The organism is Burkholderia humptydooensis, assembly GCF_001513745.1.
Taxonomy (GTDB): Bacteria; Pseudomonadota; Gammaproteobacteria; order Burkholderiales; family Burkholderiaceae; genus Burkholderia; species Burkholderia humptydooensis.
Map to the genome: position 1 here is coordinate 2,306,763 of NZ_CP013380.1, position 18,654 is coordinate 2,325,416.

Genomic DNA, 18,654 nt, shown 5'->3' on the forward strand with positions numbered 1-18,654 from the left:
GCGCGGCATTCGCATGCGCGGGCCCGACGGCCGCCTTGCGGTAAAATATGCGGTTATTCATGCGCCCCGGCGCTTTTCCGTACCGCCTATGTCCGCTTCGCCTGCCCTCAGTCCTCGCCGGGTGTCCGTCGCCCCGATGATGGATTGGACCGATCGCCACTGCCGTTCGTTTCATCGCACGATCTCGCGCCATGCGTGGCTCTATACCGAAATGGTGACGACGGGCGCGTTGATCCACGGCGACGTCGCGCGCCATCTGGCGTTTACGCCCGACGAAGCGCCCGTCGCGCTGCAACTGGGCGGCAGCGAGCCCGCCGATCTCGCGCACGCCGCGAAACTCGGCGAGCGCTGGGGCTACGACGAAATCAATCTGAATTGCGGCTGCCCGTCCGAGCGCGTGCAGCGCGGCGCGTTCGGCGCGTGCCTGATGAACGAGCCTCGGCTCGTTGCGGATTGCGTGAAGGCGATGCGCGACGCGGTGTCGATTCCGGTGACGGTCAAGCATCGAATCGGCGTCGACTCGGTCGACGACTACGCGTTCGTGCGCGACTTCGTCGGCACGGTCGCCGCGGCCGGCTGCGAGGTGTTCGTCGTGCATGCGCGCAACGCGATCCTGAAGGGCTTGTCGCCGAAGGAAAACCGCGAGATCCCGCCGCTCAAGTACGACTACGCGTATCGGCTCAAGCGCGACTTTCCGCAGCTCGAAATCGTCATCAACGGCGGCGTCACGACGCTCGACGAAGTCGAGCAGCATCTGCGGCATGTCGACGGCGTGATGCTCGGCCGCGAGGCGTATCACAATCCGTACGTGCTCGCCGGCGTCGACGCACGCTTCTACGGCGCGACCGCGCCGGCGCCGACGCGCGAAGCGGTGGAGGCGAAGCTCGTCGAATACTGCGCGACCGAGCTCGCGCGCGGCACCTATCTCGGCGCGATCGTGCGGCATGCGCTCGGCCTGTATCGAGGCGTCGCGGGTGCGCGCGGCTGGCGCCGCGTCCTGTCGGACAACAAGCGTCTCGCGCGTGGCGATCTATCGATCTTCGACGAGGCACGCACACACCTGGCGAACCCGGAAGAACTTTTTGAAAAAAAGGCTTTGCAAAGCTAAACGGCCTTTGTATAATCTCGCTTCTTCATTGATGCCGCTGCTGCAGCGAATCAAACGGAGAGAAAATAGTGGTGGCTGTAGCTCAGTTGGTAGAGTCCAGGATTGTGATTCCTGTCGTCGTGGGTTCGAGTCCCATCAGCCACCCCAAAGTTTCATTGCAAAACAGGCGCTTCGGCGCCTGTTTTGCTTTCCGCGACAGGAATTCGGAAACGACGCGCATGTCTTGCCGCGATTCGCAAACAACGCGAAATCTTCAGCGCCAATCAAACGATATTCGAAACTTCACCGGGATCGCACTGCCGCGCACTCGGCACGCAGAAGCTTCCTGGGCCTCCCCGCCCGCGGCGCCCATTTCCACTTCATGAGCCACCGTCGATCCTCCTGATCGCCGCAGGCCCTACGCCACACCGTTTCGCGCGCCGCTTTTGCGCCGACACTCCGGATGTTCGACGCCCAAAACGCGAAAGCCCCAACCGCATTACGCAGCCGGGGCTTTCTTTTGCATCAGATCCTTTGGCACGAGGAGAAGATGCTTTTGCAGTATATTCGACGCGCGCCGCGCGACATGTCGATTCTTTGTGAATATTTGTATCGCGAGTTAAGCGCTTTCGTGAAAACCGATTCGCTCGATCGGATCGATGCAAGACGGCAACCGGCGTGCGGCGCCGATACCCGTTCGGCCCCCGCAGCGCGACCGCTGCGCGCCGACACCACACCCACATCCGCACCCCGCGATCCGCCGATCGGATCGCCGGCATGCCGGCCAGTTCCCAGGCAAGCGTCGTCAGACGACGCCAGCGCCCAGCAATTCCCGGTCGATCGCCGATCGCGCGACGGCGAGCGTCTGCTCGATCACCCGGCGTTCACTGAGCAACAGCCCGTCAACGTGCACGAGCCGCCAGTCGATCATCACCGCGCCGCCCTGCAGCACCCGGTAATGCGCCTTCTCGCCCGCCCAGACCTGCTCGGTCTTCACTTCGATGTCGTAGCCCTTGTAGGCCTCGCCGAAGTCGCCGATGTCCCTGCCTTTCGGTTCCATTTCGTCGCCTCCCGATCCGGACGGCCGTGCCGACGCCGGCACAGGCAAGCTCCGCCCGGCGTCCGCCATCCCCGTCAATCGTACGCTTCAGACAGGTAAGCCTTGCCGTCGTCGGTGATGTCGACCCGGTCCGGGCCGCTCTGATAGACGAAGCCGTCGTTCAGAAGCTCCTCAAGCGCAAGCCGGAAGCCCGCCGGCAGCGGGCGGCCAGCGCCGAACTGGTCGATCCATTTCAGCGCTTCGATCGCTTCGGGACTCAGGGTAGGAAACATGGCCCGCCTCCGCCGTCGGTTTCGTTCCATCCTAGCACTTTCGTTCATGCGCGGAAAAACGGCGAAGCCGGCGCCGGCGGGCGCAAAGCGTCGCCCCGCGCGGGCCGGGCGCGCGCGGGCGGCGGCCGCTCGCTCAGAGGCGGGCGATCGATACTTCGGTCGACTTGACGAGCGCCACCACCTCGGTGCCGACCTTCAGCTCCAGTTCGTCGATCGAGCGGGTCGTGATGACCGACGTGACGATGCCGAACGGCGTGTCGACGTCGACCTCGGACACGACAGGCCCGCGGATGATCTCCTTCACCTTGCCTCGGAATTGATTTCGTACGTTGATTGCCGTGATGCTCATCGGGTATTCGCTCCGAATGGTTCGTCTGATTGATCGTGGCGATCGGTCCGATCGCGCGGGCGGCGGCGCGTCGTCGCCCGCCCGTCATACCGCCCAGCGCAATCCGCTCGCCGCCGCCGCGCGGCCGCGCGGAGCGCCGTCCGGAATCGCGGCGGCCGGCGTTGCATCCGCCGGCTCCGCGCCCGTCAACACGCGTTGCAGCACGCGATCCTCGAACGCGGCGAACGCCGCCGACGCCCGCGCGCGCGGCCGCTCGAGCGGCACCCGCTGATCGAATGCGATCCGGCCCGCTTCGATGAGCAGAATCCGGTCGGCGAGCGCGACCGCCTCCTGTACGTCGTGCGTGACAAGCAGCGCGGTGAAGCGATGCTCGCGCCACAGGCGCTCGATCAGCGCATGCATTTCGATGCGCGTGAGCGCATCGAGCGCGCCGAGCGGCTCGTCGAGCAACAGCAGTTGCGGGCGGTGGACGAGCGCCCGCGCGAGCGCGACGCGCTGCCGCTGCCCGCCCGACAATTGCGCGGGCCAGTCGTTCGCGCGCGCGAGCAGCCCGACTTCGTCGAGCACCGCGCGCGCGTCGTCTTTCGCGCGTCGCCCGAGACCGAGCATCACGTTCTGCAGCACGGTCTTCCACGGCAGCAGGCGCGCGTCCTGATACATGATCCGCGTATCGAGCGCGCCGCCGCCTTCGCCACGCTTGACGAGCGCGCCGGCGCTCGGCGTCTCGAGCTCCGCGACGAGACGCAGCAGCGTCGATTTCCCGCAGCCGCTGCGGCCGACGATCGAGACGAAGCTGCCTCGCTCGATCGCCAGATCGACATCGGCGAGCACGGCCCGCTCGCCGTAGCGCTTGCTCACGCGCGTCAGGCGCACCGATGCGTCGCCGTCGCCGGCGACGCGCCGCGCGTCAGCGTCGTCGCGCGGCGCACGGCCAAATGCGCCGCCCGACGCGAACGGCAGCACGTGCGCGCCGCTGTCGCGTTCGAGCACCGCGGCGTCCTGCGCATCGCCGTCGGCGGTGCGCGCCTGCGCGAGCTCGGCTTCGAGATCCGCTCCCGCGATCGGGCCGTATGTGGCGGCCAGCGTGGTTCCAGTCATGCGTCGGCTCCCGGTTGATACGCGGGGTGCCAGCGCAGCGTCGCGCGCTCGAGCCACTTCGCGAGCACGTCGGCGAGCTTGCCGAGTACCGCGTACAGCAGGATGCCGACCACCACCACGTCCGTTTGCAAGAATTCGCGCGCGTTCATCGTCATGTAGCCGATGCCCGATTGCGCGGAGATCGTTTCGGCGACGATCAGCATCACCCACATCAGCCCGAGCGCGAACCGCACGCCGACGAGAATCGACGGCAGCGCGCCCGGCAGGATCACGTCGCGATAGAGCGCGAAGCCCCTCACGCCGTAGCTCCTCGCCATCTCGACGAGGTCCGCGTCGACCGAGCGTATCCCGTGATACGTGTTGATGTAGACGGGGAAGAACACGCCGAGCGCGACGAGGAAGAGCTTCGCGTTCTCGTCGATGCCGAACCACAGGATCACGAGCGGGATCATCGCGAGCGCGGGGATGTTGCGGATCATCTGGATCGTCGAGTCGAGCGCGACCTCGGCCGTCTTCGAAAGCCCGGTCGCGAGGCCGAGCGCGAGCCCGACGCCGCCGCCGATCGCAAAGCCGACGAGCGCGCGCCACGTGCTGACTTTCACGTTCGCCCACATGTCGCCCGATTCGACGAGCGTCCACGCGGCGCGCGCGACGGCGAACGGCTCGGGCAGCACGCGATTCGACAGCGCCCCCGAGCGCGCGGCGAATTCCCACGCGAGCACGAGCGCAAGCGGCACGAGCCACGGCGCGATCGCGCGCGCGGCCTGGCCGGCGCGGCGAGCCGCGAAACCCGCGCCTGGATGCGTCATCGCCATGTCGGTGCCCTCCTCGCTCAGCTCTGGCTCGCCTTCGGCAGATACTGATTGCCGACGACTTCGCCGAACGGCCCCGACAGCGGCCCCGCGCGCCGCGCGCCGCCACCGCCCTTGACGAGCGGGAACACGAGCTCGGCGAAGCGGTACGACTCCTCGAGGTGCGGATAACCGGACAGGATGAACGTCTCGATGCCGAGCGCCGCATACTCGCGCATCCGCGCGGCGACTTGTTCGGGATTCCCGACGAGCGCCGTCCCCGCGCCGCCGCGCACGAGCCCGACGCCCGCCCACAGGTTCGGATAGATCTCGAGCTCCTGGCGCGAGCCGCGCTTGCCGCCGTGCAGCGCGGCCATCCGGCGCTGCCCTTCGGAGTCCATCTTCGCGAACGCCTGTTGCGCGCGCGCGATCGTGTCGTCGTCGAGCCGGCTGATGAGGCGGTCGGCGTCGCGCCATGCCTCTTCTTCGGTCTCGCGCACGATCACGTGCAGGCGAATCCCGAACTTGATCTCGCGCCCGCGCTCGGCCGCGCGCGCGCGGATGTCGGCGATCTTCCTCTCGACCGCCGCGGGCGGCTCGCCCCAGGTCAGATAAGTATCGATGTGATCGGCCGCGATTGCATGCGCGGCGTGCGACGAGCCGCCGAACCACAGCGGCGGATGCGGGCGCTGAACGGGCGGGTACAGCAGCTTGCCGCCCTTCGCGCTCAGATGCTCGCCGTCGAAATCGACGCGGCCGTTCTCGTGCGATTCGGCGAGCAGCTTGCGCCAGATGTGCAGGAAGTCGTCGGTGATCGCGTAGCGCGTGTCGTGATCGGCAAAGAGGCCGTCGCCTTCGAGCTCGGCCGAATCGCCGCCCGTCACGACGTTGATCAGCAGACGCCCGTCGGAGAGCCGGTCGAACGTCGACGCCATCCGCGCGGACAGCCCCGGCGACGACAGGCCCGGCCGGATCGCGACGAGGAATTTCAGGCGCTTCGTCGCCGGAATCAGGCTCGACGCGACGACCCACGCATCCTCGCACGAACGGCCCGTCGGCAGCAGCACGCCGTCGTAGCCGAGCGTATCGGCCGCGACGGCGACCTGCCGGAAGTAGTCGTAGTCCGCGGCGCGCGCGCCCTCGGCCGTGCCGAGATAGCGGCTGTCGCCGTGCGTGGGAATGAACCAGAACACATTCATGCGAAGCTCCTGCCTGACTGATCGTGCAAAAAAGGGCAACGGCGACACGACGCGGCACGCGCATCGCTCGCGGATGAGCCGGGAAACACGCGTCGCGGCGGATCGCGCGATGCGCGCGCGCCGTCGCGCGGTGGGCGGCCGGGCCGTCTCTCGGGGAATCAGTCTAGGGAGCGCGGTTTCGTATAGGAACGATTTTTTTGAGCTTAGGTTTTCCGCTTTCGTGCATAGCGTGCTGCTGCAGCGAATATGCGCGCACGGGCCCCTATAATGTCGCACCAGGTCCCTGACAACCCGGCGCGCGCCGCATGGCGCCGCGCCTTCACGTGGCGCTCTCGATGCAGAAAGTGATCCTGCCGTTTCTGTCCGGCTTTCTCGCCGCTCTCTTCTTCCGCGAAGCGACGCTCGCGCTCTTGCACACGGCGGGCCTCATCGACGCGACGGGCTTCTCGACCGCGCCGTTCGCACCGCTCGGCATTCCTGAATTCGTCGCGAACGCGATCATGAGCGCGTGCTGGGCGATCCTGATGGCGTGGCTGTTGCGCGTGTCGCCCGAGCGCGCGGCGCCGTGGGTGCCGTCGCTCGTGTTCGGCGGCATCGTGCTGACCGCCGCGCGCGTGTTCGCGATCGATCCGCTGCGCGGCATCTGGCCCGCCGGCAACATGCTGCCGCCCCTCGTCGTCGGCTTCGTCGCGAATGCGGTCTGGGGCTGGGGCACGCTCGTGTTCATGCGCGCGTTCATGTCGGACGATGACGGCGGCGGCGACGCGTGAGCACCGCCGGCCCGGCGCGCGCGATGCGGCGCTCGGCTGCGCGGCCGGCCGCCCCGCGCGGAGCGGCGATCGCTCGCCATCCGCGCCGACGATCGCGCGATCGTCGGCGTCGATCGGCGCGCACGCCGACGGATCGACGCTCCCGCATCGCGCCAACCGATCATCGTTTTTCTGCGAATAGATCGTTCGAAGCGACCGTCCGGATCGATTCGGCTCGCGCCTGTCGAGCGCCGCTCGAACAATGCGAAGCGATCACGCGATGCCGCACACGCGATGTCGCGCGCGATCCGCAAAATCGTCAGTCGTGCAAATTCCTGAGCGGATGCTCGTCCGCGCGCCACGGGCTCTCGAACATCGCCGCGACCGCCTCCGTCGTCACGTCGGCGATCGCAGGATAGCGCCACTTCGGCGCGTGATCCTTGTCGACGATCACCGCGCGCACGCCTTCGATCACGTCGCCGCGCGCGAACGTCGAGCGCGTCAGATCGAGATCGCGGCGCAGGCAGTCGGCCATCGTCGCGCCGCGCGCGCGCTCGACGACTTCGAGCGACACCGCCATCGACAGCGGCGACAGCGAGCCGCCGCGCATTGCCGCGCGCGCCTTGTCGGCCCACGCGGCGCGCACCGCATCGTCGTGCTCGGCGTCGAGCGACGCCGCAATCGCGGCGACGTCCGCTTGCGCGAAATGCCGGTCGATCGACGCACGCGCGGCCGCGAGCGCCGACGCATCGGGCGCGGGCGCCGGCGCGTGCCGCGCGGCTTCGGCCGCGACGCGCGCCGTCACCGCCGCGCCGTCGCCGAAGCGCTCGGCGCGCAGCGCGTCGACGAGTGCCGGCAGCGCCGCATCCGGCAGATAGGCGTCGGCGAGCCCCGCGTACAGTGCGCTCGCCGCGTCGAGCGTCGCGCCCGTGACGGCGAGATAGCGGCCGAGCGCGCCCGGCGTGCGCGCGAGAAACCAGCTCATGCCGACGTCCGGAAAGAGCCCGATGCGCGTTTCCGGCATCGCCATCTTCGTCGAATCGGTGACGACGCGCAGCCCGCCCGTGCGCTTCGCCGCCTGCGAGATGCCCATCCCGCCGCCCATCACGACGCCGTGCATCAGCGCGATATACGGCTTCGGGTACGTGAAGATCGCGTGATTCAGCGAATACTCTTCGATGAAGAACGTGTCGATCGATGCTTGATCGCCACGCCGGTGCGCGTCATGGAAGAAGCGCACGTCGCCGCCCGCGCAGAACGCGCGCGGATGCGGGCTGTGGATCACGACCGCGAGCACGTCGGCATCGTCGCGCCACGCGTCGAGCGCGCGATGCAGCGCACGGATCATGCCGGTCGACAGCGCGTTGAGCGCCTGCGGGCGGTTCAGCTCGAGAAAGCCGATGCGGTTCGCGACGTGCGCGCGGACGTCGGACTTGGGCGAATCGGAATGGAATGCGTTCATACATTGAGAAGTGGGCGGGCGCGGCCGTCAATGCGCCTGCATGTTCGAAAACAGGTTGAGCACCGCGACGCCCGAGATGATGAGCGCGAGCCCGACGATCGCGGGCCAGTCCGGCACCTGCCGATAGAGCACGACCGCGACGAGCGTGATGAGCACGATGCCCGCGCCCGACCAGATCGCGTACACGATGCCGACCGGCATGCTCCTGAGCGTCAGCGACAGGCAATAGAACGCGGTGCCGTAGCCCGCGGCGACGACGAGCGTCGGCCCGAGCCGCGTGAAGCCTTCAGCCGCGCGCAGCGCCGACGTGCCGATCACCTCGGCGACGATCGCGATCGCGAGCCATGCGTAAGCGGGCAGTTGCATCGCGTCAGCTCCTCGCGAGCGCGAGCGTCTCGTACGCGTGGCCGAGCTGCGCGCACAGCGCCTCGACGACGAGCTCGTGGTCGCCGCGCTGCGGCAGCCCCGACACCGTGACCGAGCCGATCACGCCCGCGCCCGCGACCGTCAGCGGAAACGCGCCGCCGTGCGACGCATATTCGGCGACAGGCAGCCCGTGCTTGTCGGCGAGCGTCGCGCCCGCCTGCTGCATCCGCAGCCCGACCGCATACGAGCTGCGCCTGAAGTGCGCGGCGACGTTGCCCTTGCGGCGCGCCCAGTCGACGTTGTCGGGCGTCGCGCCGTCGAGCAGCGCGAAGAAGAGCGGCTGACCGAACGTGCGCACGTCGATTGCGACCGCGTGGCCGCGCGCGAGCGCGAGTTCGCGCAGTTGCGAGCCGAGCGCCCATGCGCGCGCGGCGTCGAACTGCGGGAACACGAGGGTCTTTTCCTGTACGGCGATCGACTGCAGATCGAGAGCGATATCCATGAAGCGTATAGGCGAACGAAAGCGGGAATACGGAAGGAAAAGGCGCGCGCCGTCCCGGATGGCATGCGCACTGCGCGGCCCTTGCGGCGCGGCCGGTGAAGCGACCGGTAAAGCGGCCCGATAACGGTCCGATAAACGGTCCGATTCTAGCGCAGCACTGCCTGCGAGCTGTTCGGCGAGCCGCTCGGGCGAGTCGGCAAACGGAAATCATCAGGAAGGTGTTGCATTTGTCCGGGTAACTCCCTATAATTTCATTTTTCGACGGACGCGGGGTGGAGCAGTCTGGCAGCTCGTCGGGCTCATAACCCGAAGGTCGTAGGTTCAAATCCTACCCCCGCAACCAAGCCAGTTTTTTCGCAGGCAAGCCCCAATCGCGAGCATGCGAAAACGGATGAATCCGCGTCGAAACCGATCAGAAAGCCCGCCCTCCACGGTGGGCTTTTTGCTTTTCCAACGCCTGCGCGATTGCGTCGCCGATCTGCATCCGCGCGCCATCGCATGCGACCGGCACAAGACGAGCTGCGATACGAGCGAAAGACGATGCGGGAGGCGGCGCGAAAATGCGATACGAAAAGCGCGAAACAAAAATCGCGATCGCACTCGGCCCCGCGAACCGGCCGCGCCGCCGCGCCCGCCCGCTTGGCGCCGCTCGACTTCGCGCGCACGAGAATGCCCTCGCCCGGTGATACACTCGCATCACCATTTCCCATCCCCTTTCTATGAAATTCTGTTCCGTTTGCGGTCACGAAGTCGTCGCGCGCATCCCGCCGGGAGACAATCGCGAGCGCTTCGTCTGCGACCAGTGCGGCACGATCCACTATCAGAACCCGCGCAACGTCGTGGGCACGATTCCCGTCTGGGGCGATCAGGTGCTGCTGTGCCGGCGCGCGATCGAGCCGCGCTACGGCTACTGGACGCTGCCCGCGGGCTTCATGGAGATGGGCGAGACGACAGCCGAGGCCGCCGCGCGCGAAACGCTCGAGGAAGCGGGCGCGCGCGTCGAGGTGCAGAACCTCTTCACGCTGCTGAACGTGCCGCACGTCCATCAGGTGCATCTCTTCTACCTGGCGCGCCTTGTCGATCCGTCGTTCGAGGCGGGCGAGGAAAGCCTCGAGGTGCGGCTCTTCGACGAGGCGGACATTCCGTGGGACGAGATCGCGTTCCCGACCGTCAGCCAGACGCTGCGGTTCTTCTTCGCCGACCGCGAGGCGGGCGACTACGGCGTCCACACTGGCGACATCTTCCGCTCGCTGCGCAACGGCTAGGCACGCGCATGGTCCCCTGGCTCGGCCCAGACGATCCGTTTCCGAGCGTCGAGCGCGCGCTCGGCGCGGCGAGCGGCGCGCCCGGCCTGCTCGCCGCGAGCGCGGACCTGCTGCCGTCGCGCCTCATCGACGCGTACCGGCGCGGAATCTTCCCGTGGTATTCGGACGGCCAGCCGGTGCTCTGGTGGAGCCCCGATCCGCGAATGATCCTCGTGCCCGCCGAATTCAGGGTTTCGGCGACCTTCAGGAAGACGCTCAAGCGCGTGCTGCGCGAGCCGCGCTGGGAAATCCGCGTGGACTGCGACTTCGCCGGCGTGATGCGCGCCTGCGCGCAGGCGCCGCGGCGCGGGCAGCGCGGCACGTGGATCACCGCGGAGATCATCGACGCGTATTCGTCGCTGCACCGTGCGGGCGACGCGCACAGCATCGAAGCCTGGCTCGACGGCCGCCGCGTGGGCGGCCTCTACGGCGTGTCGTTCGGCCGGATGTTCTTCGGCGAATCGATGTACGCGGATGTCAGCGACGCGTCGAAAATCGCGCTCGCCGCGCTCGTCGCGCACCTGCGCGAGCACCGGGTGGAAATGATAGACTGCCAGCAGAACACGTCGCATCTGGCGTCGCTCGGCGGCCGCGAGATCGCGCGCAAGGCGTTCGTCGCGCACGTGCGCCGCGCCGTCGCCGAGCCGCCGATACCCTGGCGGTTCGACAAGACCGTCGTCGCCGGATTGCTCGGCCAGGCCGCTTCGGCGACGGCAGCGGAAGCGTTCGATCGTTAGCGCGGCAAAACATCAATACATCGAGAGCTGCCCATGACTCATCCCACTGAGCTGCCGCTTTCACCGCTTTCGGCGTTGCAATTCTATGCAACGGCCCCCTACCCGTGCAGTTATCTGGACGGGCGCATTGCGCGCTCGCAAGTCGCGACGCCGAGCCATCTGATCAATTCCGACATCTACACCGAGCTCGTGAAGGCGGGCTTTCGCCGCTCCGGCGTGTTCACGTACCGCCCGTACTGCGACGGCTGCCGCGCGTGCGTGCCGGTGCGCGTGCCCGTCGACGCATTCGCGCCGAACCGCGCGCAGCGGCGCGCATGGAAGCGCCACCGCGCGCTCGTCGCGACGGTGTCGCCGCTCCACTACGACGAAGAGCACTACGCGCTCTACATGCGCTATCAATCGGCGCGCCACGCGGGCGGCGGCATGGACCGCGACAGCCGCGATCAATACGAACAATTCCTGCTGCAGAGCCGGATCAACTCGCGGCTCGTCGAATTCCGCGATCTCGATCCAGCCGAGGACGGCGCGAGCGCGCTGCGAATGGTCAGCATGATCGACATCCTCGGCGACGGCCTGTCGTCCGTCTACACGTTCTTCGATCCGGACGAGCCGCACGCGAGCTACGGCACCTACAACATCCTCTGGCAGATCGAGCAGGCGAAGAGCCTGCGCCTGCCATACGTCTATCTCGGCTACTGGATCCGCGAAAGCCCGAAGATGGCTTACAAGGCGAACTTCCATCCGCTCGAAGGGCTCATCGACGGCCGCTGGAAAGTGCTCGACCCGACGCTCGCCGATCTGCCGCCCGTCGACGCCGCCTTCGCGCGCGCGCCGTTGCCGGGCGGCCATTCGGGCACGCGCTGAAAGCCGCGCGGCCGCATCCGCCGCCGCACCGCCCGACGAAGGCGCGCCGGCGCTTCTCGGCTAAAATGACCGGTTGTCAATTTTTCGGCTGCCGCCGCCCCTTTTCGTGTTCAGCTCCCTCTATCCGCTTGCCCGCGCGTCCCTCTTCAAGATGGATGCGGAAGATGCTCATCATCTGACCCTGCGCATGCTCGGCGCCGCGGGCCGCACCGGTCTCGCGTGCGCACTGTCGCCTCGCGTGCCCGACGCGCCGCGCACCGTGATGGGGCTCACGTTCCGCAATCCGGTCGGGCTCGCGGCCGGCCTCGACAAGGACGGCGCGGCGATCGACGGCTTCGCCGCGCTCGGCTTCGGCTTCATCGAGGTCGGCACGGTCACGCCGCGCGCGCAGCCCGGCAACCCGCGCCCGCGGATGTTCCGGCTGCCCGAGGCCGGCGCGATCATCAACCGGATGGGCTTCAACAACAGCGGCGTCGACCAGTTCGTGAAGAACGTGCAGGCGGCGCGCTACCGCGGGGTGCTCGGCCTGAACATCGGCAAGAACGCCGACACGCCGATCGAGCGCGCGGCCGACGATTATCTGTACTGCCTCGAGCGCGTCTACCCGTTCGCGAGCTACGTGACGATCAACATCTCGTCGCCGAACACGAAGAATCTGCGCCAGCTTCAAGGCGCGGGCGAGCTGGACGCGCTGCTTGCCGCGCTGAAGCACAAGCAGCAGCGCCTCGCCGATCTGCACGGCAAGCTCGTGCCGCTCGCGCTGAAGATCGCGCCCGATCTCGACGACGAGCAGGTGAAGGAAATCGCCGCGACGCTGCTTCGCCACGACATCGAGGGCGTGATCGCAACCAACACCACGCTGTCGCGCGACGCGGTGAAGGGCCTGCCGCACGCCGACGAAGCAGGCGGGCTGTCCGGGCGGCCCGTGTTCGACGCGTCGAACGCGGTGATCCGCAAGCTGCGCGCGGAGCTCGGCGACGCCGTGCCGATCATCGGCGTGGGCGGCATCTTCTCGGGCGACGACGCGCGTGCGAAACTCGCGGCGGGCGCGTCGCTCGTCCAGTTGTACACGGGCTTCATCTATCGCGGTCCGGCGCTCGTCGCCGAATGCGTGAAGGCGATCGCTCTCGGGCAAACGCGGTGATATAGAAATAAACAAACAATATTTAGATATCGATTGTTATTTCGCTATCATCGGGCGATCGATTTCAAGGCCTCGTCGAAGGCCCTCTCCCAGGCAAGGAAACAACACGATGAAAATTGCATCGCTGAAGAAGCTTCTGGTCGCCGGCCTGATCGGCGCGTCGTTCGTCGCCGCCACCGCGCACGCGGCGGATCTGCTCGACGAAGTCAAGCAACGCGGCACGCTGCGGATCGGCCTCGAAGGCACGTTCCCGCCGTTCAACTCGAAGAACCCGCAAGGCGAGCTCGTCGGCTTCGACGTCGACATCGCGAAGGCGGTCGCCGCGAAGCTCGGCGTGAAGCCCGAATTCGTCACGACCGAATGGAGCGGCATCATCGCGGGCCTGCAGGCGGGCAAGTTCGACGTGATCGTCAACCAGGTCGGCATCACCGACCAGCGCAAGCAGACGCTCGACTTCTCGCCGGCGTACACGTTCTCGTCCGCGCAGCTCATCCAGCGCAAGGACGACACGCGCCAGTTCACATCGCTCGAGGACCTGAAGGGCAAGAAGCTCGGCGTCGCGCTCGGCACGAACTACATGGACATGGCGAAATCGGTGCCCGGCGTCGACGTGAAGACGTATCCGGGCGCGCCCGAATACCTGCGCGACCTCGCGGCGGGCCGGCTCGACGCGGCGCTCAACGATCGCCTGATGCTCGCGTACCTGACGAAGAACTCGCAGTTGCCGCTGCGCCCGGGCGCGAACGTCGGCTCGGCGAACCCGTCCGGCATTCCGTTCAAGAAGGGCAATCCGAAGTTCGCGAAGGCGATCGCCGACGCGATGACGCAGCTCGAGGCCGACGGCACGTTCACGAAGATCTCCGACAAGTGGTTCGGCATCGACGTGACGAAGCCCGTCAAGTGAGCGTGTAATTCGTAGCCTCACCGCCTCATCCGGCGGCGAACGAGGGCGGCATTCGCAACGGTGCCGCCCTTTGCATTGCGCGCCCGGTTTATGATTGCGCTTTCATGATTGCGCTTTCGCTCACGCCTCGTCTCCGCTTCACATGCCGATCACTTCCCTCCTCGCCCAATCGCTCCCGGTTCTGCTCCAGGGCGCGCTGCTGACCGTCAAGTTCGCCGTGCTGTCGATGCTGTTCGGGCTCGTCGGCGCCGTCGTGCTCGCGCTGATGGGCATCGGCGGCAACCGGGCGCTGGCCGGCCTCGCGCGCGCGTACGTGAGCGTGATGCGCGGCACGCCGCTCCTCGTGCAGATCTTCGTCGTCTATTACGGACTGCCAAGCCTCGGCGTGTCGCTCGATCCGACGCCCGCCGGCGTGATCGCGCTGTCCGCGAACGTCGCCGCTTACATGTCCGAAAGCATGCGCGGCGCGATCAACGGGATCGACAAGGGGCAGTGGCTCGCCGCGTACAGCCTCGGGCTGTCGTGGCGGCAGACGCTGCACTACGTGATCGGCCCGCAGGCGCTGCGGATCGCCGTGCCGAGCCTGTCGAACAGCCTCATCAGCCTGATCAAGGACACGTCGCTCGTGTCGGTGATCACCGTCACCGAGCTGCTGCGCAGCGCGCAGGAGATCATCGCGTCGACCTATCAGCCGCTGCCGCTCTATCTCGCCGCGGCGGGCGTCTACTGGGTGCTGTGCCAGATCCTCGAATGGGTGCAGCGCTGGTACGAGCAGCGGCTCACGCTGCCGAGCCGGCATTGAGCGGGATCGCGCATTGCTCGGCGCTGCGGGCGTGGCGGGCGGCGGCACACGCCACGCGCTAAGCGCAGCGCCCATCAATCCATCGGATAGCGCACGCCGAGCGCCGCACGCGCAGCGTCCGTCATCGCGATCATCCGCCGCGAATGATCGTGCGTCATCACCGGGCTTTCGAGCTCGCCCGCACGCAGCAGATCGCAGAAGTGCGCGATCTCGTAATTGAGGCCGCCGCCGTCGAACGGCTCGTCGAGCTCGACGATGCGGCCATCCGCGTAGCGGATCGTCGCGCGCGCCGGATTCCACCAGTTCTCGTGAATCGTCACATAGCCGCCCGCCGCCGCGAGCAGCGCGTCGCCGCGCCCCATCACGTCGAGCCCGCAGAACAGTTGCGACACGCCGCGCTCGTGCCGCGCGTTGACGCTCGCGAACACGTCGACGCCCGTCGCGCCGACGCGGCCCAGCGTCTGCACGTCGAGCGGCGCGCCGAGCCAGTCGACCGCAAGAAACATCTCGTAGATGCCGATGTCGAGCAGCGCGCCGCCCGCCTGCTCGAAACGGTAGACAGGATGATCGGCCGGCACCGTCGACGACGCGCAGCCCGCGCGCACGAGCGCGACCTCGCCGATCGGATCGCGTTCGAGATGCGCGCGCAGCTTCCGGTATAGCGGATAGAACGGCGGCTTCATCGCCTCCATGAACAGGCGCTTGCCCGCGTGCGCGGCGGCGAGCACCGCCTCGAGCTCGCGCGCGTTGACGGTCGCGGGCTTTTCGCAGAGCACCGCCTTGCCGGCCGCGAACGCCGCGAGCGCGTAATGCGCGTGGCTGTCGTTCAGCGTCGCGATGTAGACGGCATCGATGTCGGACGCGAGGAGCGCGTCGACGCTATCGCACGGCGCGCCGCCATGCGCCGCGCAGAACGCGGCGGCCGCATCGGCGCGACGCGCCCAGATGCGCGACAGCTCGGCGCCGCGCACGTGCGCGAGGCTCTGGGCGAACCGGCGCGCGATGCTGCCCGCGCCGACGATGCCGAAGCGAATCGGCGTCGGTTGATAATCGGTCATCGAATCCATTCCGTGTCGCTGAGAGAGTCCGGCGTCGGGCTCGCGGCCCGGCCGGCCGTCATGATAAACGGCCGGCCAGCGGCGTGCGACACGGCGCAGCGCTCAATTGCGTTCGGGCACGTCGACCGCGAAGTCGCGCATCTCCTCCGCCGTGTAGTCGATCAGCTCGAGCGCGGCCGCTTCCGCGTCGCGCGCGTCGCGCCGCTCGATCGCGTCGACGACGCGCCCGTGCGACTTGAGCGCGAGCGCGCGAATGTCGTTGCGCTGGCTCATCCGCGGATTCACGACACGCAGCGCGCCGCGGATGATCGCCGCCATTTGCTGGAAGAACTGATTGCCGCTCGCATGCACGATCCGCGTATGCAGCAGTTCATCCGCCTCGTCGTAGGCCGGTGTTCCCGGCTCGGCCAATTTGAACAGCTCGTATGCCTCCCTGATGCCGGCGATTTCCGCCGCCGTTGCGCGACTCGCCGCCTGCGCGGTCGCACGCGGCTCGATCAGCGTCCGGAATTCGATCACGTCGCGGATGAACTGCCGATCGGGCTTCGCCCGGAAACGCCAGTTCACGACATCTTCGTCGATCATCCTCCAGTGGCTCATCGGCCGCACGCGCGTGCCGACCTTCGGACGCACGTCCAGCATGTCGCGCGCAAGCAACATCGAGAGCGCTTCGCGCATCACGGTGCGGCTGACGTCGAACTCTTTCGACAATACGTCCTGCGGCGGCAGCACGCCGCCATACTTGTCCTCGACAATTCCCGTGACAAGCCCATCCATCACTTTACTGACCAGTGACCGGTCCTTTCCCTGCTCCATGAGACCTCTCCCCGAACATCACCTGTGTTGGCACAATGCCCTCGCAGTCTCGCCGGCCCTCTGTATCGAAATGACACGACTATCAGCCTTTGTTCTTATGAACGATACGTTGCTGAGTTCGTCGCAATTCCGCTATCTGGTAAACACCTGACAGGGTAATCCCTCTTACTATATCCAGAAAAAACAGCCCTAAAAAAATAGGTCCAGCAAGCTTGTTGCAAGCTTGCTGGACCTCGGATCGAACGGTACGCGAAAGCGTCGGCAATCCACTTTTTTTATGATTGGATTTAACCGACTTTATTGCTTTAGCGCATCGAATTCATTCTTGAATGATTTATTTAACGCGTCGCATAACGGAGCGTCTCTACGCCATGCTCGGTGCCGAGCAGGCAGAGATCCGCGCCGCGTTGCGCGAACAGGCCGACCGTCACGACGCCGGGCCAGCCGTTGACCGTCGCTTCCAGCGCGCGCGGATCGTCGATCCGCAGGCCCTTCACGTCGAGGATCTCGTTGCCGTTGTCGGTGACGTACGGCGCGCCGTCCTGCTTCACGCGCAGCACGGGCACGCCGCCCAGCGCGGCGAGCCGGCGGCCGATCGCGGTGCGCGCCATCGGCACGACCTCGACGGGCAGCGGGAACTGGCCGAGCACCGCGACGCGCTTGCTCGCGTCGGCGATGCAGACGAACGTTTCGGCGACCGAAGCGACGATCTTCTCGCGCGTGAGCGCGCCGCCGCCGCCCTTGATCATCGCGCCGCTTTCGTCGATCTCGTCGGCGCCGTCGACATACACCTGCAGCGATTCGATCTCGTTCAGATCGAACACCTTGATGCCGTGCGACTTCAGACGCTCGGTCGTCGCCACCGAACTCGACACCGCGCCGCGATAGCGGTCCTTGACGGCCGCGAGCGCGTCGATGAAGCAGTTGGCGGTCGAGCCCGTGCCGACGCCGATCACCGCGCCTTGCGGCACGTTGTCGGTCACGTATCGGGCAGCGGCCTCGCCGACGAGGCGTTTGAGTTCGTCTTGTGTCATGGGAAGCGTCAAGCAATCGAAGTACGGAAAACGCAAGTTTACCGGAGTCGCTCCGTCCGACGGATATTTTCGTTGCGGCGGCGGCGCCGCTGCCGTTGTTCAGATTGAGAATCGTTCAGCCGCACCGCCGTTCGACTTTCCGAGCGCCCGACGCGCTCACCGCGCGGCCACGCCGCTCGCCGCATCGACCGCCGCCGCGTCGCGCTCGGGCGCCGGCTGCGACGGCATGTACTTGTCGAGCAGCGCTTGCGCGATCGCGTCGGTTTCCGCATCCGGATTGCCCGCGTAATCCGTCGGCCGGAAATGCATCTGGAACGCGGCGAACACGCGCTGCGTGCGGTCGTCGAGCACGCCGTCCGTCGCGATGTCGTAGCCGTAGCGCGCGAGCTTCAACTGCAGTTCGCGCACGTCGACGAGCGACTTCGGCGGGCGGCCGGCGAGGCGCGCGGCCACCGTCTCGTCGTCCGGCCACGCGCCGACGCCCGCCTTCGCGAGCGCGCGCCACGGGAACAGCGGGCCTGGATCGATCTTGCGCTGCGGCGCAATGTCGCTGTGACCGACGACGCGCGTCGGCGGAATCTGGTAGCGGGTGACGATATCCTTCGCAAGCCGAACGATCGCGTCGACCTGCGCGGGCGGATACGGCGCCCACATGCGGCCGTGCGGCGTATCGATCGGGCCGCGGTTCACGTTCTCGATGCCGATCGACACACCGTTCAGCTCGGTCGTGCCCTGCCACGCGCTCACGCCCGCGTGCCACGCGCGCTCGCTTTCCGGCACGAGCTGATAGACGACGGGCGCGCCCCGCTCGGTGCGTGGCGCGTCGGGCACGACGTAATGGGCGCTGACGTTTTCCTGCGTCAGCACGCGCAGCGACTGCGCCTCGCCGATCTCGGTGTAGTGCATGACGAGGAAGCGGATGCGCGAATCGACACTGCGCGCGGGAAGGCTCGTGTCGGCGTAGTAGTCGCCGTGATTGACGAGCGTGGGCGTCGTACAGGCAGTGGCGAGCACGCTGAGGCTCGCGAGGAGCGTATGACGCAGAGGAAATTTCAT

21 protein-coding genes and 2 tRNA genes are annotated in these 18,654 nt (G+C 67.2%); 10 read left to right on the plus strand and 13 right to left on the minus strand.

The features are described from left to right. The first annotated feature begins 88 nt into the window (after positions 1-88). Together dusA and AQ610_RS10380 are read left to right on the plus strand one after the other, a co-directional pair. On the plus strand, positions 89-1,108 hold the full coding sequence (dusA, locus tag AQ610_RS10375; RefSeq protein ID WP_009912543.1) for a tRNA dihydrouridine(20/20a) synthase DusA: 1,020 nt from the start codon (positions 89-91) through the stop codon (positions 1,106-1,108). A gap of 71 nt (positions 1,109-1,179) precedes the next feature. Beyond that, a tRNA-His gene (locus tag AQ610_RS10380) sits at positions 1,180-1,255 on the plus strand. A 637-nt stretch (positions 1,256-1,892) separates the two neighbouring features. Here AQ610_RS10380 and AQ610_RS10385 read toward each other — a convergent pair. From AQ610_RS10385 to ssuD, 6 genes are all read right to left on the minus strand, one after another. Then, on the minus strand, positions 1,893-2,147 hold the full coding sequence (locus AQ610_RS10385; protein WP_009912545.1) for a hypothetical protein: 255 nt from the start codon (positions 2,145-2,147) through the stop codon (positions 1,893-1,895). Between the two features lie 74 nt (positions 2,148-2,221). Continuing rightward, entirely contained in the window at positions 2,222-2,419 is a 198-nt protein-coding gene (locus AQ610_RS10390; RefSeq protein WP_006026607.1) for a hypothetical protein, read from the minus strand. Positions 2,420-2,552: 133 nt separating this feature from the next. Beyond that, complete coding sequence (locus tag AQ610_RS10395; RefSeq protein WP_006026606.1) at positions 2,553-2,768, minus strand: TOBE domain-containing protein; 216 nt, start codon at positions 2,766-2,768, stop codon at positions 2,553-2,555. 84 nt (positions 2,769-2,852) lie between these two features. Then, positions 2,853-3,866 (minus strand): ATP-binding cassette domain-containing protein, encoded by a 1,014-nt coding sequence (locus AQ610_RS10400; protein ID WP_006026605.1) that lies wholly within the window; start codon positions 3,864-3,866, stop codon positions 2,853-2,855. Then, positions 3,863-4,681 (minus strand): aliphatic sulfonate ABC transporter permease SsuC, encoded by an 819-nt coding sequence (ssuC, locus tag AQ610_RS10405; RefSeq protein ID WP_006026604.1) that lies wholly within the window; start codon positions 4,679-4,681, stop codon positions 3,863-3,865. The genes AQ610_RS10400 and ssuC overlap by 4 nt, the downstream gene beginning before the upstream one ends. Positions 4,682-4,698: 17 nt before the next feature. Continuing rightward, on the minus strand, positions 4,699-5,856 hold the full coding sequence (gene ssuD, locus AQ610_RS10410; protein WP_009912551.1) for an FMNH2-dependent alkanesulfonate monooxygenase: 1,158 nt from the start codon (positions 5,854-5,856) through the stop codon (positions 4,699-4,701). Positions 5,857-6,161: 305 nt separating this feature from the next. On the opposite strand from ssuD, the gene AQ610_RS10415 reads away from it, so the two are divergent. Next, positions 6,162-6,626, plus strand: a complete 465-nt coding sequence (locus AQ610_RS10415) for a hypothetical protein (RefSeq protein ID WP_006026602.1) — start codon at positions 6,162-6,164, stop codon at positions 6,624-6,626. Between the two features lie 298 nt (positions 6,627-6,924). On the opposite strand, the gene AQ610_RS10425 is transcribed toward AQ610_RS10415, so the two are convergent. The 3 genes from AQ610_RS10425 to AQ610_RS10435 are packed head-to-tail and all read right to left on the minus strand — an operon-like array spanning position 6,925 to position 8,935. After that, positions 6,925-8,067, minus strand: coding sequence for an enoyl-CoA hydratase/isomerase family protein (locus AQ610_RS10425; RefSeq protein WP_006026601.1), 1,143 nt, complete (start codon positions 8,065-8,067; stop codon positions 6,925-6,927). A gap of 27 nt (positions 8,068-8,094) precedes the next feature. Next, positions 8,095-8,427, minus strand: a complete 333-nt coding sequence (locus tag AQ610_RS10430) for a DMT family transporter (RefSeq protein WP_373281660.1) — start codon at positions 8,425-8,427, stop codon at positions 8,095-8,097. Between the two features lie 10 nt (positions 8,428-8,437). After that, positions 8,438-8,935 (minus strand): heme-degrading domain-containing protein, encoded by a 498-nt coding sequence (locus AQ610_RS10435; protein ID WP_006026599.1) that lies wholly within the window; start codon positions 8,933-8,935, stop codon positions 8,438-8,440. Positions 8,936-9,201: 266 nt separating this feature from the next. On the opposite strand from AQ610_RS10435, the gene AQ610_RS10440 reads away from it, so the two are divergent. The 7 genes from AQ610_RS10440 (at position 9,202) to AQ610_RS10470 (ending at position 14,690) form a co-directional block, all read left to right on the plus strand. Next, positions 9,202-9,278, plus strand: a tRNA-Met gene (locus AQ610_RS10440). Between the two features lie 376 nt (positions 9,279-9,654). Next, on the plus strand, positions 9,655-10,200 hold the full coding sequence (locus tag AQ610_RS10445) for an NUDIX hydrolase (protein ID WP_006026598.1): 546 nt from the start codon (positions 9,655-9,657) through the stop codon (positions 10,198-10,200). Positions 10,201-10,208: 8 nt separating this feature from the next. After that, complete coding sequence (gene aat / locus AQ610_RS10450; RefSeq protein WP_006026597.1) at positions 10,209-10,976, plus strand: leucyl/phenylalanyl-tRNA--protein transferase; 768 nt, start codon at positions 10,209-10,211, stop codon at positions 10,974-10,976. Positions 10,977-11,009: 33 nt separating this feature from the next. Next, the gene (locus AQ610_RS10455; protein ID WP_006026596.1) at positions 11,010-11,840 is read left to right on the plus strand and encodes an arginyltransferase; all 831 of its coding nucleotides are present in this window, start codon (positions 11,010-11,012) and stop codon (positions 11,838-11,840) included. Positions 11,841-11,946: 106 nt separating this feature from the next. Then, positions 11,947-12,984 (plus strand): quinone-dependent dihydroorotate dehydrogenase, encoded by a 1,038-nt coding sequence (locus tag AQ610_RS10460; protein WP_009912565.1) that lies wholly within the window; start codon positions 11,947-11,949, stop codon positions 12,982-12,984. Positions 12,985-13,093: 109 nt separating this feature from the next. Continuing rightward, positions 13,094-13,888, plus strand: a complete 795-nt coding sequence (locus AQ610_RS10465) for a cystine ABC transporter substrate-binding protein (RefSeq protein ID WP_006026594.1) — start codon at positions 13,094-13,096, stop codon at positions 13,886-13,888. Between the two features lie 142 nt (positions 13,889-14,030). Beyond that, a complete protein-coding gene (locus AQ610_RS10470) occupies positions 14,031-14,690 on the plus strand; it encodes an amino acid ABC transporter permease (RefSeq protein WP_006026593.1) in 660 nt (219 codons plus the stop codon). 74 nt (positions 14,691-14,764) lie between these two features. Here AQ610_RS10470 and AQ610_RS10475 read toward each other — a convergent pair whose 3' ends face one another. The 4 genes from AQ610_RS10475 to AQ610_RS10490 form a co-directional block, all read right to left on the minus strand. Further along, positions 14,765-15,748 (minus strand): Gfo/Idh/MocA family protein, encoded by a 984-nt coding sequence (locus tag AQ610_RS10475; RefSeq protein ID WP_009912567.1) that lies wholly within the window; start codon positions 15,746-15,748, stop codon positions 14,765-14,767. Positions 15,749-15,850: 102 nt separating this feature from the next. Then, positions 15,851-16,564 (minus strand): FadR/GntR family transcriptional regulator, encoded by a 714-nt coding sequence (locus tag AQ610_RS10480; protein ID WP_009912568.1) that lies wholly within the window; start codon positions 16,562-16,564, stop codon positions 15,851-15,853. Between the two features lie 338 nt (positions 16,565-16,902). Beyond that, positions 16,903-17,598: a ribose-5-phosphate isomerase RpiA gene (rpiA, locus tag AQ610_RS10485; RefSeq protein WP_006026590.1), complete on the minus strand. Its 696-nt coding sequence runs from the start codon at positions 17,596-17,598 to the stop codon at positions 16,903-16,905. 156 nt (positions 17,599-17,754) lie between these two features. Next, a complete protein-coding gene (locus AQ610_RS10490) occupies positions 17,755-18,654 on the minus strand; it encodes an N-acetylmuramoyl-L-alanine amidase (RefSeq protein WP_006026589.1) in 900 nt (299 codons plus the stop codon).